Annotated in this window: 13 protein-coding genes; 10 read left to right on the top strand and 3 right to left on the bottom strand. The window is 73.8% G+C overall.

Annotated elements, in window-relative coordinates; all coding sequences use genetic code 11:
* Positions 1–9 precede the first annotated feature (9 nt).
* The 8 genes from ACIQR3_RS02670 (at position 10) to ACIQR3_RS02635 (ending at position 11,433) form a co-directional block, all read left to right on the top strand.
* A complete protein-coding gene (locus tag ACIQR3_RS02670) occupies positions 10–615 on the top strand; it encodes a DUF3017 domain-containing protein (RefSeq protein WP_403533975.1) in 606 nt (201 codons plus the stop codon).
* A 553-nt stretch (positions 616–1,168) separates the two neighbouring features.
* Positions 1,169–2,578, top strand: coding sequence for a DUF2690 domain-containing protein (locus tag ACIQR3_RS02665; protein ID WP_403533122.1), 1,410 nt, complete (start codon positions 1,169–1,171; stop codon positions 2,576–2,578).
* Between the two features lie 410 nt (positions 2,579–2,988).
* Positions 2,989–3,978, top strand: a complete 990-nt coding sequence (locus tag ACIQR3_RS02660) for a malate dehydrogenase (RefSeq protein WP_403533120.1) — start codon at positions 2,989–2,991, stop codon at positions 3,976–3,978.
* Positions 3,979–4,230: 252 nt separating this feature from the next.
* On the top strand, positions 4,231–5,760 hold the full coding sequence (locus ACIQR3_RS02655) for an aldehyde dehydrogenase family protein (protein WP_403533117.1): 1,530 nt from the start codon (positions 4,231–4,233) through the stop codon (positions 5,758–5,760).
* A gap of 82 nt (positions 5,761–5,842) precedes the next feature.
* Positions 5,843–7,375, top strand: a complete 1,533-nt coding sequence (locus ACIQR3_RS02650; protein WP_403533114.1) for a GMC family oxidoreductase — start codon at positions 5,843–5,845, stop codon at positions 7,373–7,375.
* Positions 7,372–8,529, top strand: a complete 1,158-nt coding sequence (locus ACIQR3_RS02645; protein ID WP_403533112.1) for a glycine betaine/L-proline ABC transporter ATP-binding protein — start codon at positions 7,372–7,374, stop codon at positions 8,527–8,529. The genes ACIQR3_RS02650 and ACIQR3_RS02645 overlap by 4 nt, the downstream gene beginning before the upstream one ends.
* A complete protein-coding gene (locus tag ACIQR3_RS02640) occupies positions 8,529–10,484 on the top strand; it encodes an ABC transporter permease (protein WP_403533111.1) in 1,956 nt (651 codons plus the stop codon). Before ACIQR3_RS02645 ends, ACIQR3_RS02640 begins: the two co-directional genes overlap by 1 nt.
* Position 10,485: 1 nt before the next feature.
* Positions 10,486–11,433, top strand: coding sequence for an ABC transporter substrate-binding protein (locus ACIQR3_RS02635; protein WP_403533108.1), 948 nt, complete (start codon positions 10,486–10,488; stop codon positions 11,431–11,433).
* Between the two features lie 151 nt (positions 11,434–11,584).
* Here ACIQR3_RS02635 and ACIQR3_RS02630 read toward each other — a convergent pair whose 3' ends face one another.
* The 3 genes from ACIQR3_RS02630 to ACIQR3_RS02620 are packed head-to-tail and all read right to left on the bottom strand — an operon-like array spanning position 11,585 to position 13,355.
* Positions 11,585–12,304, bottom strand: coding sequence for an isocitrate lyase/phosphoenolpyruvate mutase family protein (locus ACIQR3_RS02630; protein WP_403533972.1), 720 nt, complete (start codon positions 12,302–12,304; stop codon positions 11,585–11,587).
* On the bottom strand, positions 12,301–12,822 hold the full coding sequence (locus ACIQR3_RS02625; RefSeq protein ID WP_403533970.1) for a carboxymuconolactone decarboxylase family protein: 522 nt from the start codon (positions 12,820–12,822) through the stop codon (positions 12,301–12,303). Before ACIQR3_RS02625 ends, ACIQR3_RS02630 begins: the two co-directional genes overlap by 4 nt.
* A gap of 29 nt (positions 12,823–12,851) precedes the next feature.
* The gene (locus ACIQR3_RS02620) at positions 12,852–13,355 is read right to left on the bottom strand and encodes a carboxymuconolactone decarboxylase family protein (protein ID WP_403533105.1); all 504 of its coding nucleotides are present in this window, start codon (positions 13,353–13,355) and stop codon (positions 12,852–12,854) included.
* A gap of 46 nt (positions 13,356–13,401) precedes the next feature.
* Here ACIQR3_RS02620 and ACIQR3_RS02615 point away from each other — a divergent pair, with 46 nt between their 5' ends.
* Together ACIQR3_RS02615 and ACIQR3_RS02610 are read left to right on the top strand one after the other, a co-directional pair.
* Positions 13,402–14,793: a PLP-dependent aminotransferase family protein gene (locus ACIQR3_RS02615; RefSeq protein WP_403533102.1), complete on the top strand. Its 1,392-nt coding sequence runs from the start codon at positions 13,402–13,404 to the stop codon at positions 14,791–14,793.
* Positions 14,794–14,881: 88 nt separating this feature from the next.
* Complete coding sequence (locus tag ACIQR3_RS02610) at positions 14,882–15,721, top strand: class I SAM-dependent methyltransferase (RefSeq protein WP_403533100.1); 840 nt, start codon at positions 14,882–14,884, stop codon at positions 15,719–15,721.
* Positions 15,722–15,875: the final 154 nt, after the last annotated feature.

The following is a 15,875-nucleotide window of genomic DNA, read 5'->3' as shown; positions in this document are numbered from 1 at the left end:
GAGGCCGGGGTGGCGCGGGAGGCGACCGAGGACGCGGCCGGGGCGGGGGACGCTCGTCGGGACGGTGACGCCGATGCTCGTCAGGGCGGTGCCGGTGACGCCGACGTTCGTCGGGACGGTGCCGGTGACGCCGACGGCCGTGTGAACGGCTTCGGGGACGGTGCCGACGAGCTCACCGTGCGGGACCCCGTCAGTGCCCCCGACGCCCAGGGCCGGCCGCGTCGCGTCACCCGCCGCTTCCCCCTGTTCACCAGGGACACCGCGCGGCCCGAGGGCGGTGGCCGGGCCGCCCCCGGTGACGCCCCGGCGCCCGCCCGGCAGTGGCCGGTGCTCACCGTGGCGGGACTGGTCGGGCTCGGCCTGCTGCTGACCGCGCTGGACGTGTTCCGGTACGGGACGCTGCTCATCGGCCTCGCGCTGCTGGGCGGCGCCGTGCTGCGCTGGTTCCTGCCCGACGTCGGCATGCTCGCCGTACGGTCCCGGTTCACGGACATCGCCACGTACGGCTTCCTGGGCCTGGTCATCGTGCTGCTGGCGTTGATGGCACAGCCGCGGCCGTTGCTGGAGATCCCGTTCCTGAAGGACACGCTCCACTTCACCGTCAGCAACGAGTGAACGCACGCGCCCGCCCGCGTCACGGAACGGCCGTCACGGAACGGCTGGCACGGAACGGCGGCCCGTCCTCTCGCCCACCGGCGTGAGGGCGGGCCGCCGTGCGCTGTCCGGGTCCGCGCCCCGCGCCGTTCGTCTACCAAGACACCCGCCGAACCCGTGACCGGAGAGAGCCGTGCGCCGGGCGTGACAGGGTGTGCGCGGGCGTGTGCATTCGGTGTGATGATGTGACGACAAGTTCGCGGATGTGTGGTCAACTCGTCCTAGAACCGCTTCACTTGGTCAATCGGGACGGTCCGGGGCGTCCCGACGGAAGAATGGGTCTCCGTGATTGGGACCACGGGGGCCTCGGTGGGAGACTGGTCCGCGATCCAGCGGGCGTGCGACGGTGCTCGCCCGCGGTTGCTGTGCTTCTGTGCGCCCCCACCCCGGGAAACCGAGTTCCACGCCGGGCGCATCCCTGTGGGTAGCCAGAACGGGACTCGGCGGAGAGCACGCGCACGGGGGAACGACCAGCACGACCCAGCAAGACATCCGGGGGGAAGAGGGGGAAGCAATGCCTCGTTGGAAGGCCTTGCCCGACGAACTCGATCCGCAGATCAAGGAGTTCGCCGGCCAGTTGCGCAGGCTCGTCGACCGCAGTGAACTGAGCATCGCGGCGGTGGCTGACGCCACGGGCTACAGCAAGACGTCCTGGGAGAGGTATCTCAACGGCCGGCTGCTCGCGCCCAAGGGGGCCATCGTGGCCCTGGCCGAGGTCACGGGGACCAATCCGGTCCATCTGACCACCATGTGGGAGCTGGCCGAGCGGGCGTGGAGCCGCTCGGAGATGCGGCACGACATGACGATGGAGGCCATCCGGATCTCCCAGGCGCGCGCGGCGCTGGGCGAGTTGACCGCGCCCCAGCAGCAGGCCAGGAGCGGCCGGGGCGCCACGGAAGCCACGGGGGCCAAGGCGGCCAAAGCGGCCAAGGCGGCCGCGGAAACCAAGGGCGCCGCGGGGGCCAAGGGCGGCAGGGCGGTCGGCCGTGGGGTGCTCACGCCCGGGATCGCCGGGCCGGCCGGGGTGGCGCCCACCGTGCCGCCGGTCCCGGCGCAGCCGACGGCCGCCGACAGCCAGGACTGGGCCGGTGACCGGGGTGGTGACCGGGGTGGTGACCGGGGTGGTGTCCGGGGCGGTGCGGCCCGGGGGAGCGTGGCCCGGGACGCCGGGGTCCGGGACGGCGAGGAGGCCGCCGAGGTCTCCGGCGCGTCCTCCGGTGTCTCCTCGGGCGCGTCCTCGGGGGGCAACTCCTGGGGCATGGCCGGTTACCGCGGACCGGCGCCCTCCGGCAACCGGAGAGCCACGCCGCCCGGCGCGTCCGTGCCGGACGCCACCGTGGCGCTGGGCACCTTCGGGAGCCCCCGGCCCGCGGGCACGCAGCCGCAGGGCGGACCGCCGCCCGGCGACCACGGGCCGGGGCAGGGCTCCGGGAGCGGCGGCAAGCGGCTGACGACCTTCGTCGCGGGCGTGGTCGGCGTCCTCGTCGTGGTCGCCGGCGCCTTCTTCCTGCTGAACGACGGCGGCGAGAAGGAGGCGGACGCCCGTCCGTCCCCGTCGCCCACCGTGTCCGCCGACCCGGAGCTGCCGGCCGGCGTGAAGTGCAGCGGCGACCAGTGCACCGGCAAGGACGCCGAGACCATGGGGTGCGGCGGGGACCTGGTGACCACCGAGCGGACGGCGACCGTCGGCACGGCCGTCGTCGAGGTCCGGTACAGCGAGACCTGCGGTACGGCATGGGGCCGGGTCACCCAGGCCGGCCAGGGCGACGAGGTCGAGGTGAGCGCCGGCGGGGCCGAGCAGACCGGGTCGATCACGGTGGCCGGCGACACCATCGCGTACACGCCGATGGTGGCCGTCGACAGCGCGGCGGACGCCAAGGCGTGCGTGACGCTGGCGTCGGGGGAGAAGGGCTGCACGGAGTAACGGGCGGACCCAGCGGCGAGAAGACCGGGCAACCGGAAAACGGAACAGCGGGAAACGGAACACCGGAAACGGAACAGCCGGAAACGGAACAGCCGGAAATCGTTCCGTCCGGCAGGCATGGCCGGCGGGATCTCGGGCACGCGAACAGTACCCCCACGGGATCCGGCAACGGGTGTCCCATACGGCGGCCGCTCACGTCCCCCCTCTCCCGGACGGGCGGCCGCCTCTTCGTCGCAGGTCGGGGGGTTGCGGGCCGGGGCCCTGTGGGACGGGCCACACGCACCCGGAGGTCCGGGATGCCGGATGCGCGATAGCCTGACCGCTGTGTCGATCTCTTGACGCCAAGAGATCGATCAAACGTAGCGGGGCAGGGACGCCGCCCCACCGCCAGCTGTCATACGGAGAACGCCATGACCCGCACTCCCGTGAACGTCACCGTCACCGGCGCGGCCGGCCAGATCGGTTACGCCCTCCTCTTCCGCATCGCCTCCGGCCAGCTGCTCGGCGCGGACGTGCCGGTGAAGCTGCGCCTGCTGGAGATCACCCCGGCGCTGAAGGCCGCCGAGGGCACGGCGATGGAGCTGGACGACTGTGCGTTCCCCCTCCTCCAGGGCATCGACATCACCGACGACCCGAACGTCGCCTTCGACGGCACCAACGTCGCCCTCCTCGTCGGCGCCCGCCCGCGCACCAAGGGCATGGAGCGCGGTGACCTCCTGGAGGCCAACGGCGGCATCTTCAAGCCGCAGGGCAAGGCCATCAACGACCACGCGGCGGACGACATCAAGGTCCTGGTCGTCGGCAACCCGGCCAACACCAACGCGCTGATCGCCCAGGCCGCCGCGCCCGACGTACCGGCCGAGCGGTTCACCGCGATGACCCGCCTGGACCACAACCGCGCGCTGACCCAGCTCGCGAAGAAGACGGGCTCGACCGTCTCCGACATCAAGCGGCTGACCATCTGGGGCAACCACTCCGCCACCCAGTACCCGGACATCTTCCACGCCACCATCGCCGGCAAGAACGCCGCCGAGGTCGTCGACGACGAGAAGTGGCTCGCGGACGAGTTCATCCCGACCGTGGCCAAGCGCGGCGCCGCGATCATCGAGGCCCGGGGCGCGTCCTCCGCAGCCTCCGCCGCCAACGCCGCCATCGACCACGTCCACACCTGGGTCAACGGCACCGCCGACGGCGACTGGGTCTCCATGGGCATCCCGTCGGACGGCTCCTACGGTGTCCCCGAGGGCCTCATCTCCTCCTTCCCGGTGACCTGCGAGAACGGCACGTACGAGATCGTCCAGGGCCTGGAGATCAACGACTTCTCGCGCGCCCGCATCGACGCCTCCGTCAAGGAGCTGGCCGAGGAGCGCGACGCGGTCCGCGGTCTCGGCCTCATCTGAGCCGCCCCGCCCACGACGTCCGACGGGCCCCCTTCCGGTACTGACCGGAAGGGGGCCCGCGGCGTCCGCAGTGACATACCGCACTTTCAGCCATCGATTCGGCATGCGAACGGGCGACCGGGGCAGGGCTCCCGGTCGCCCGGACGGGACGCCCGGGATCGCGACACCCCGCCGTGCCGCCCACGTGGCACACGGGCGCTGAACAGGAACGAAAGGCGGACATCAGGCATGGCGGCAGGTACGGCGGCAGACATGGCGGACAGAGCGGAACCGTCGGCGGAGCGCACGCGGCGCAGCATCCACGCGGGAGGCGAGTGGCGGGAGGCCTCCTCCGGGGCCACCCGGGAGGTCGTCGACCCCGCGGACGCCCTGCCGTTCGCCGTCGTCGCGGAGGGCGACGCGCAGGACGCCGACCTCGCGGTGGCCGCCGCGCGCCGCGCCTTCGACGAGGGCCCGTGGCCGCACACCCCGGTCGCCGAACGCGCCGCCCTGCTGCGCCGCGTCGCGGATCTCCTGGTCCGCGACCGGGAGCGGATCGGCCTGCTGGAGAGCCGGGACGCCGGCAAGACCGTCGAGGAGGGCCGCGTCGACGTCGACTGCGTCGCGGACGCCTTCCGCTACTTCGCGGACCTGGTCGCCGCCGAGGCCCCCGGCCGGGTCGTCGACGCGGGCACCCCGGACGTGCACAGCGTCGTCGTCCACGAACCCGTCGGCGTCTGCGCGCTGATCACGCCCTGGAACTACCCGCTGCTCCAGGCCAGTTGGAAGGTCGCCCCGGCACTCGCGGCCGGCAACACCTTCGTGCTCAAGCCGAGCGAGATCACCCCGCTGACCACCATCGCCCTGATCGAGCTGCTCGTCGAGGCGGGGCTGCCGGCCGGTGTCGCCAACCTCGTCACCGGCCCCGGCGACACCGTCGGCGCCCGGCTCGCCGAGCACCCCGACGTCGACCTGGTCTCCTTCACCGGCGGCCTGGTCAGCGGCGTCAAGGTCGCCCGGGCCGCCGCCGTCACCGTCAAGAAGACCGCCCTCGAACTCGGCGGCAAGAACCCCAACGTGGTCTTCGCCGACGCCTGCGCCACCGCCGAGGGCTTCGACACCGCCGTCGACCAGGCCCTCAACGCCGCCTTCATGCACAGCGGCCAGGTCTGCTCGGCGGGCTCCCGCCTGATCGTCGAGGAGTCCGTCCGCGACCGCTTCGTGGCCGAACTCGCCCGCCGCGCCGAGAAGATCCGCCTCGGCCGCGGCACCGAGGAGGGCGTCGAGTGCGGCCCCCTGGTCTCCGAGCGGCAGCGCGCCCGCACCGAGGAGTACGTCGCCTCCGCGCTCGCCGAGGGCGCGGTCCTGCGCTGCGGCGGCAAGCGCCCCGCCCCCAGCGCCATCCGCCCCGAGGCCGGCTGGTTCTACGAGCCGACCGTCCTCGACCACTGCCACCGCGAGATGCGCGTCGTCCGCGAGGAGGTCTTCGGCCCGGTCCTCACCGTGGAGACCTTCCGCACCGAGGACGAGGCGGTCGCCCTCGCCAACGACACCGAGTACGGGCTCGCGGGCGCCGTGTGGACCGCCGACGCGGGCCGTGCGCGCCGGGTCGCGGGCCGGCTGCGCCACGGCACCGTCTGGATCAACGACTTCCACCCCTACCTGCCGCAGGCGGAGTGGGGCGGCTTCGGCAAGAGCGGCACCGGCCGCGAACTGGGCCCCGCGGGCCTTGCCGAGTACCGCGAAGCGAAGCACGTTTATCAGAACCTCGCGCCCGCGCCCGTCCGCTGGTTCGCCGGCTGACACCGCAGCCCGCCACCCCCTCCACCCGCCCCGCTCCCCGCAAGCCCCCCTTCCCCACCCCAGCCCCACCTGGAGTACCCCCATGCCCGAGACCCCCCATGTCTACGACTACGTCGTCATCGGCGGCGGTACCGCCGGCTCGGTCATCGCCGCCCGCCTGACCGAGAACCCCGACACCACCGTCGCCGTCATCGAGGGCGGACCCAGCGACGTCGGCCGCGACGACGTGCTGACCCTGCGCCGCTGGATGGGCCTGCTCGGCGGCGAACTGGACTACGACTACCCCACCACCGAGCAGCCGCGCGGCAATTCGCACATCCGGCACAGCCGCGCCCGCGTCCTCGGCGGCTGCTCCTCGCACAACACCCTCATCGCCTTCAAGCCGCTGCCGTCCGACTGGGACGAGTGGGAGGCGGCCGGCGCCAAGGGCTGGGGTTCGGTGCCGATGGAGGCGTACTGGGCCCGGCTGCTCAACAATATCGTCCCGGTCGACGAGAAGGACCGGAACGCCATCGCCCGCGACTTCGTCGACGCCGCCCAGAAGGCGCTCGAAGTCCCCCGGATCGAGGGCTTCAACAAGAAGCCGTTCACCGAGGGCGTCGGCTTCTTCGACCTCGCCTACCACCCCGAAAACAACAAGCGCTCGTCGGCGTCGGTGGCGTACCTCCACCCGGTGATGGACGAACGCCCCAACCTCACGATCATGCTGGAGACCTGGGCGTACCGGCTGGAGCTGGACGGCACCCGCGCCCAGGGCGTGCACGTGCGCACCAAGGACGGCGAGGAGATCCTCGTCCGCGCCCGGAGCGAGGTCGTCCTCTGCGCCGGCGCCGTCGACTCCCCCCGGCTGCTGCTGCACTCCGGCATCGGCCCGCGCGCCGACCTCGAAGGGCTCGGCATACCCGTGGCGCACGACCTGCCCGGCGTCGGCGAGAACCTCCTCGACCACCCCGAGTCGGTGATCGTCTGGGAGACCAACGGCCCCATCCCGGAGAACTCCGCGATGGACTCCGACGCCGGCCTGTTCGTGCGCCGCGACCCCGAACGCCAGGGCCCCGACCTGATGTTCCACTTCTACCAGATCCCGTTCACGGACAACCCCGAGCGACTGGGCTACGAGCGCCCGGAGTTCGGCGTCTCCATGACCCCGAACATCCCCAAGCCGCGCAGCCGCGGCCGGCTCTGCCTGACCAGCGCCGACCCGTCCGTCAAGCCCGCCCTGGACTTCCGCTACTTCACCGACGAGGACGACTACGACGGCCGCACCCTCGTCGACGGCATCCGGATCGCCCGCGAGATCGCGCAGACCGAGCCGCTGGCCGGGTGGCTCAAGCGCGAGGTGTGCCCCGGCCCGAACGTGCTGGGCGACGCCGAGCTGAGCGAGTACGCCCGCAAGGTCGCGCACACCGTCTACCACCCGGCGGGCACCTGCCGGATGGGCGCCCCCGACGACCCGCTCGCCGTCGTCGGCCCCGACCTGCGGGTGCGCGGCCTGGAGGGCCTGCGGATCGCCGATGCCTCCGTCTTCCCGACGATGCCCGCCGTCAACCCGATGATCGGCGTGCTGATGGTGGGGGAGAAGGCCGTCGAGCTGATCGGCGGTGACGCCCGATGAGCACCGTCACCCGGACCCCGGCCGAGCGTCCCCCCGTCTTCTCCGTGGACGGCCTGTGGAAGGTCTTCGGCCCGAAGGCCGACCGCGTCCCCGGCGACCCCGCCCTCACCTCCCTCAGCCCGGCCGAGCTGCGCTCCCGCACCGGCTGCACGGCCGCCGTCCGGGACGTCGGCTTCGAGGTGCGCAAGGGCGAGGTCTTCGTCGTCATGGGCCTGTCCGGCTCCGGCAAGTCCACCCTGGTGCGCTGTCTGACCCGGCTGATCGAACCGACGGCCGGCACCATCGCCATCGACGGCGACGACGTACGCGCCATGGACCGCGCCCGGCTGCGCGCCCTGCGCCGGCACCGCACCGCGATGGTCTTCCAGCACTTCGGCCTGCTCCCGCACCGCACCGTGCTCGACAACGTCGCCTACGGCCTGGAGATCCAGGGCATGGGCCGCGCCGAGCGGCGCGAGCGGGCCGCCGCCGTCATCGCCAAGGTCGGCCTGGAAGGCATGGAACGGCGCCGGCCGGCCCAGCTCTCCGGCGGCCAGCGCCAGCGCGTCGGCCTCGCCCGCGCGCTCGCCGTCGACCCCGAGGTGCTCCTGTTCGACGAGCCGTTCAGCGCGCTCGACCCGCTCATCCGGCGGGACATGCAGGAGGAGGTCGTCCGGCTGCACCGCGAGGAGGGCCGCACGATGGTCTTCATCACCCACGACCTCCAGGAAGCCCTGAAGCTGGGTGACCGCATCGCCCTGATGCGGGACGGCCGGGTGGTGCAACTGGGCACGCCGGAGGAGATCGTGGGCGCGCCCGCCGACGACTACGTACGGGAGTTCGTGCGGGACGTGCCGCGCGAGCAGGTCCTGACGGTCCGTACGGCGATGCGGCCCGCCGCCGACGCCGCCGAGGCGGGCCACGGCCCGGCGCTGCGCCCCGACGCCACCGTCTCCGAGGCCATCGAGGCCGTCGCCCGCGCCGGAACGGCGGCCCGGGTGATGGCCGACGGCCGCTGCCTGGGGGTGGTCGACGCGGGCGCGCTGCTCGGCGTCGTCGCCGGGACCGGCGCCGGCTCCGGCGCCGGCCCCGGCCCCGGCCAGCTCATGGACCCCGAGGACCCCGACGATCCCGAGGACCCCGAGGAGACGGAACGGCCGAAGGAGGCGGTCTGATGGCGACCGCCACGGCGTCCACCGCCCCGCGCCCCGCCCTGCCGGCCCTCCTGCGCCGCCGCCCCGTCGGCAAGCTGCTGCTCCTCGCCGTCGCCGCCGCCGTCCTCGGCCCCCTCGCCCACGCCCAGTGGGCCGGCGGAACCTGGCCGGCCGCCCTCACCGTCGACGTCTCCGCCCCGCTCGGCGACGTCAGCGACTGGATCATCGACAACCGCGACAGCCACCCGCTCTTCCTCTACTTCTTCGGCCACGTCAGCAACGCCGTCGTCCTCTCCGTACGCGCCGTCTACCTCGCCCTGCTCGCCGTCGGCTGGGCGGGCGTCACCGCGATCGGCGCCCTGGCCGCCTGGCGGGTGGCGGGCGCCCGGCTCGCGCTCGGCACGGCGGCGGCGTTCCTCGCCTGCGGCCTGCTCGGCATGTGGGTGCCGACGATGCAGACCCTCGCCCTGATGGCCGTAGCCGTCCTGGCCTCGGTGGTCGTGGGCGCCCTGCTGGGGCTGGCCGGCGGGCTGTCCGGCCGGATGGACCGGCTGCTGCGCCCGGTCCTGGACACCATGCAGGTGCTCCCCGCCTTCGCCTACCTCCTCCCGGTCGTCCTGGTCTTCGGCATCGGCGTCCCCGCCGCCGTCCTGGCCACCGTCGTCTACGCCGCCCCGCCCATGGCCCGGCTCACCGCCCTCGGCCTGCGCGGCGCCGACAAGGAGGTCCTCGAAGCCGTCGAGTCCCTCGGCACCACCGCCCGTCAGCGGCTGCTGACCGCCCGCGTCCCGCTGGCCCGCGCGGAACTCCTGCTCGGCCTCAACCAGACGATCATGATGGCGCTGTCCATGGCCGTCATCGCCTCCGTCATCGGCGCCGGCGGCCTCGGCGACCGCGTCTACCAGGCGCTCGCCTCGGTCGACGTCGGCGCGGCCCTCGCCGCCGGCATCCCCATCGTGCTGCTCGCGGTCGTCCTGGACCGGGTGACCGGCGCGGCGGGGGAGCGGACGGGCCAGGAACCGACGTCCCCGGCGGGATGGCCGTACGCGCTCGCCGCCGCCGTGGCCGCCGTGGCCGTCGCGGTCGCCGGACGCCTCGCCGGCCGCCTGGAGTGGCCGGAGTCCTGGGAGCTGGGCATCGCCGAACCGGTCAACCGCGCCGTCGACTGGATGACCGCCCACCTCTACTCCGGCGTCCCCGTCGTCGGCGGCACCGCCGACTGGGCGGGCCGCTTCACCACCTGGGTCCTCGACCCGCTCCGCGACGGCCTGCTCTGGCTGCCCTGGTGGTCCGTGCTCCTCCTCGTCGCCGCCCTGGCCTGGCTGCTCGGCACCTGGCGCACCGCGCTCACCGCCGTCCTGGCCATGGCCGCGATCGGCGTCCTCGGGGTGTGGGAACCGTCCCTGGACACCCTCTCCCAGGTCCTGGCGGCCGTCGCCGTCACCCTGGTCATCGGCGTCGCCACCGGCATCGCGGCGGCCCGCAGCGACCGCTTCGAACGGCTGCTCCGCCCGGTCCTGGACGTCTGCCAGACGATGCCGCAGTTCGTGTACCTGATCCCGGTCGTCGCCCTGTTCGGCGTCGGCCGCGCCCCCGCCGTGGCCGCCGCCGTCGTCTACGCCCTCCCCGCCGTCGTCCGGATCACGGCCCAGGGCCTGCGCGGCGTCGACCCGGGCGCCCTGGAGTCGGCCCGCTCGCTCGGCGCCACCAGCGGGCAGCAACTGCGGCAGGTCCAGCTCCCGCTGGCCCGCCCGGCGCTGCTGCTCGCCGTCAACCAGGGCGTCGTCCTGGTCCTCGCCGTCGTCATCATCGGCGGCCTGGTCGGCGGCGGCGCCCTCGGCTACAGCGTCGTCTTCGGCCTCGCCCAGGGCGACCTGGCGACCGGCCTGGTGGCCGGCGCGGCCATCGTCTGCCTGGGCCTGATGCTCGACCGGGTGACCCAGCCCACCGAACGCCGCGCGCGGAAGGGAGCCTGACATGCGCCGTCGCGTCATCGCCCTGGCGGGTTCGCTGCTGCTGCTGACCGGCTGCGGCGCCGCCGACATGACCAAGCAGGCGTCACCGTTCGCGAACGCGCAGGGCGCGAAGACGGTGACGCTGTCCGTGCAGTCCTGGGTCGGCGCCCAGGCCAACGTGGCCGTCGCCCGGTACCTCCTGGAGCACGAACTGGGCTACCGCGTCGACACCGTCCAGGTCGACGAGGTCCCCGCCTGGGACGCGCTCAGCCAGGGCCGCGTCGACGCCATCCTGGAGGACTGGGGCCACCCCGAGCAGGAACAGCGCTACGTCGAGGACAAGCGCACCATCGTGAACGGCGGCGACCTCGGCGTCACCGGCCACATCGGCTGGTTCGTCCCGACGTACTTCGCGAAGGCGCACCCCGACGTCACGGACTGGAAGAACCTGAACAAGTACGCCGACCGGCTCCGCACCCCGGAGAGCGGCGGCAAGGGCCAGCTCCTGGACGGCTCCCCGTCCTACGTCACCAACGACAAGGCGCTGGTGGCCAACCTGGACCTGGACTACCAGGTGGTGTTCGCCGGCTCCGAGGCCGCGCAGATCACCCAGATCCAACAGTTCGCGAAGGAGAAGAAACCTTTCCTGACGTACTGGTACAGCCCGCAGTGGCTGTTCGAGAAGGTCCCGATGACCGAGGTGAAGCTGCCCGCCCGCGAGGACGGCTGCGACGCCGACCCCGCGAAGGTCGACTGCGCCTACCCGGTCACGCCCCTCCAGAAGTACCTCAACGCCGACTTCGCCCGGGATGGCGGCAAGGCGGCCCAACTGCTGAGGAACTTCAAGTGGACCACCGAGGACCAGAACGAGGTCTCCCTGATGATCGCGGAGCAGAAGCTGTCGCCGGAGGAGGCCGCGGAGAAGTGGGCGGACAGCCACGAGTCGGTGTGGCGGGCGTGGCTGCCCTGACCCGTGGCCCTCAGTCCCGTGGCCCTCAGCCCCGCAGCGGCTTCTGACCCGTGGCTCTCAACCCCGCAGCGGCCCTGACCCGAGGCCCTCAGCCCCGCGGCGGCTTCTGGCCCGTGGCCCTCAGCCCCGCAGCGGCCCTGACCCGAGGCCCTCAGCCCAGTAGCCGCGCGGCCGTCTCCCGCAGCGCCTCGGCCGCCCGCCGCTGGAACCCCGGTCCGAAGGTGACCCGGGTGGCCCCGAGTCCGCCCAGCTCGGCGGGCGAGGGGCCGTCCCCGACCAGGGCGCCGACGTTCAGCGGCCCCTCGATCCCGGCCCGCAGCAGCGGCAGTACGGCCACGGGGGCCATGATCGGGTAGACGCAGTCGGCGCCGGCGGCCACGTACAGCGCCGCCCGTTCCACGGCCCGGCCGGGATCGGTGACCCCGCGGACGAACGTGTCGACCCGCGCGTTGACGAAGAGCCGGTCGCCGGCCGCCTCCCGGACCCCGGCCAGCCACTCCGCGTGCTCCCGGGGGTCCTTGAGGACGCCGTCCACGGAGTCCTCCAGGTTGCAGCCCACGACTCCGGCTTCCAGCAGCCGCTCCACCAGCTCCTTCGGCGCCAGCCCGTACCCGTCCTCGACGTCCGCCGAGACCGGCACGTCCACCGACCGGACGATCCTGGCCACCGCCGCGAACATCTCGTCGGCCGGGGTGTGCCCGTCCTCGTACCCGAGGGACGCCGCGACCCCCGCGCTGGGCGTCGCCAGCGCCGGGAACCCGGCGGCCTCGAACACCCGGGCGCTCGCCGCGTCCCACGGTCCGGGCAGCACGAGGGGGTCCTCCGGGGCGCGGCGGCGGTGCAGGGCGCGGAACCGCTCGGCCCTGGTCACCACGGGCTGCCCCCTGCCGGGACGCGCCGGGCGACCATCAGCCGGTTCCAGCTGTTGATGGCGGTGATCAGGGCGAGGAGGTGGGCGAGCCGGTCCTCGTCGAAGTGCGCGGCGGCCCGCGCGTACACCTCGTCGGGCACGAACCCTCCCCCAGAGCCGAAAGCCCGGGAGGGACCCCCAGTCAGCACGGTCACCGCCTCGGTCAGCTCCAGCGCCGCCCGTTCCCGGCCGTCGAAGACGTCGTCCCCCGCCTCCTCCCAGGCGGCCAGCAGATCCAGCTGCCGCTGCCCGACCCCGTGCTTCCGGGCGATCTCCAGATGCATGTCGAGGCAGAACGCGCAGTGGTTGAGCTGCGAGGCGCGGATCTGCACGAGTTCGGCGAGGGCGGCGTCACCGAACCCCCGCTTGGCGGCGGCGCTCACCGCCTGGAGCGCGGACCGCACCCCGGCGTCCAGACGCGACGTACGAGCCACAGGAGCCGTAGGAGCCGCAGGAGCCGCAGGAGCCGTACGAGCCATATCGGTCATATCAGCTGTATCGGTCGTCGTCACGCGTACTGCCCCGGCGTGTAGTGCCCCGGCGTCATCCGGCAGGTCACGCCGAACCGGTTCCAGGCGTTGATCACCGTGATGGCGGCGATCAGCTGGCTCAGCTCCGCCTCGTCGGGGAAGTGCGCGGCGGCCCGCGCGTACACCTCGTCGGGCACGAACCCGTCCGTCAGCACGGTCACCGCCTCGGTCAGCTCGATCGCCGCCAGCTCCTTCTCCGTGTAGAAGTGCCGCGACTCCTCCCAGGCGCTGAGCTGCACGATCCGCTCCACGCTCTCGCCCGCCGCGAGCGCGTCCTTGGTGTGCATGTCGAGGCAGAGGGCGCAGTGGTTGAGCTGCGAGGCACGGATCTTGACCAGCTCGAACAGCTTCGGGTCCAGGCCCTTCTTGGCGGCGGCGTCGAGCCGGACCATCGCCTTGTAGACCTCGGGGGCGTGCTTGGCCCACTGGAGCCGGGGCCGGTGTTCGTCGGCGTACGCGGTGGTGTTCTCGTTGTCCGTCATGCCTCGACCCTAGGGAGCAAGCAGCCCACGGGTATGGTCCACTTCCGTGACGGAAACGCGGGCCAATCTCGGCATCGACCTGCACCTGGAACCGGCCGGTCCCGGCCTGCGCCGCGGCCTGACCGACGCCCTGCGCGAAGCCGCCCGCACCGGCCGCCTCGCCCCCGGCACCCGGCTGCCGTCCTCCCGCGTCCTCGCCGCCGACCTGGGCATCGCCCGCAACACCGTCGCCGACGCCTACGCCGACCTGGTCGCCGAGGGCTGGCTCACCGCCCGGCAGGGCTCCGGCACCCGTGTCGCCGACCGTCCCGTCACCGCCCCGCCCGCCGACCCCGTACCCCAGGGCCGCGCCCCCGCCCGCCCCGCCTACGACCTGCGTCCCGGCACCCCCGACCTGGCCTCCTTCCCCCGCGCCGAGTGGCTCAAGGCCGCCCGCCGCGCCCTGCACAGGGCCCCGCACGACGCCCTCGGCTACGGCGACCCCCGAGGCCGCCCCGAACTCCGGCTCGCCCTCGCCGGCTACCTCTCCCGCGCCCGCGGCGTGCACGCGGACCCGGCCCGCGTCCTGGTCTGCAACGGCTTCGTGCACGCCCTGTCCCTGCTCGCCTCGGTGCTGCGGGCCCGCGGCGTCCACACCGTCGCCGTCGAGTCGTACGGCCTCCACATCCACCGCGACCTGCTGACCGCCGCCGGCCTGCGCACCGTCCCGCTGCCCTTCGACGACCAGGGCACCGACCCGAGCGCCCCCGCCGACGGTGCCGGGGCCGTCCTCCTCACCCCCGCCCACCAGTTCCCGATGGGCATGCCGCTGCGCCCCGACCGCCGGGCCGCCGTCGTCGACTGGGCCCGGCGCACCGGCGCCCTGGTCCTGGAGGACGACTACGACGGCGAGTTCCGCTACGACCGCCAGCCCGTCGGCGCCCTCCAGGGCCTCGACCCCGACCGCGTCGTCCACCTCGGCACCACCAGCAAGGCCCTCGCCCCCGGCCTCCGCCTGGCCTGGGCCGTCCTCCCGCCGCCGCTCGCCGACGAGGTCCTGGAGGCCAAGAACAACCTCCCCACCTGCTCCGCCCTGGACCAGCTCACCCTCGCCGAGTTCCTCACCTCCGGCGCCTACGACCGCCACGTCCGCGCCTCCCGCCTGCGCTACCGGCGCCGCCGCGACGCCCTGGTCGCGGCCCTCGCCGCCCGCGCCCCCGGCGTCCACGCCACCGGCATCGCCGCCGGCCTGCACGCCGTACTCCTGCTCCCACCCGGCACCGAACAGTCCGTCGTCCAGGCCGCGACCTGGCAGAACCTGGCCCTCTACGGCCTCTCCCTCTTCCGCCACCCCACCGCCACGACACCCCCCACCGACGCCCTCGTCGTCGGCTACGGCACCCCACCGGACCACGCCTGGGCGGGGGCACTGGACGCGTTGTGCCGGGTGCTGCCGTAGGGGAGCAGGAGAGGGACGAGAGGGAACGGGCGTTCCCCAGGGGTGCAGCCGTATGGGCATGTGGGCGTGCGCCCACTAAGGTGACCGCATGCCCACTCCTACGCGAGAGCAACCGGAGCCGGTGCGCCCGCATCAGGCTCGCCTGACCGCCGAGTCGTTCGGCGCCGACGCGCGACGCTACGACCGGGCCCGCCCCCGCTACCCCGATGACCTGGTGGCGCGCGTCATCGCCGGAAGCCCGGGGTCCGGCGCGTCCGGCGCCCCCGACGTGCTGGACGTCGGCTGCGGCACCGGCACGGCCGCCCGCCAGTTCCAGGCCGCCGGCTGCGCCGTGCTCGGTGTGGAGCCGGACGTGCGGATGGCCGACGTCGCGCGCGCCCGCGGCCTGCGGGTCGAGGTGGCGACCTTCGAGGCCTGGGAGCCGGCCGGCCGGACGTTCGACGCGGTGACCGCCGCCCAGTCGTGGCACTGGGTCGACCCGGCCGTCGGCGCCGCGAAGGCGGCCCGCGTGCTGCGCCCGCACGGGCGTCTGGCGGTCTTCGGGCATGTCTTCGAGCCCCCGGCCGAGGTGGCCGAGGCGTTCGCCGCCGCCTGCCGTCGGGTGGCGCCCGACTCCCCGTTCAGCGGTCAGCCGGCGCGACGTCCGCTGGAGACGTACCGGGCGGGGTACGCGCAGATCGCCGGCACGATCCGCGAGACCGGGCGGTTCGACGAGCCGGAACAGTGGCAGTTCGACTGGGAGCGGCCCTACACCCGCGACCAGTGGCTGGACCTGCTCCCCACGACCGGCGCCGTCACCCGGCTCCCCGCCGACCGGCTCGCCGAGGTCCTGGGCGCGGTGGGCGACGCCATCGACGCGCTGGGCGGCGGCTTCACCATGCGGTACACCACCCTGGCGACCACCGCCGTGCGCGCCCCGACTCCCTGATCCGCCACCACCGTGCGCGCCCCGGCCCACTGATTCGCCACCGCACGCCCGTGCGCGTTGCCACCCGCACGGGCTCCTGCCGTAGCATCCACCTCCGACGGAGGCCGTACATCTGAGCGACCAAACGGCCGTTCGTCCGGACGGACATCGGCAA

This window comes from Streptomyces sp. NPDC090994, from assembly GCF_044768905.1.
Lineage (GTDB): Bacteria > Actinomycetota > Actinomycetes > Streptomycetales > Streptomycetaceae > Streptomyces.
Note: the sequence above shows the minus strand (reverse complement) of the source record. Positions and strands in the feature narration are given on the sequence as shown.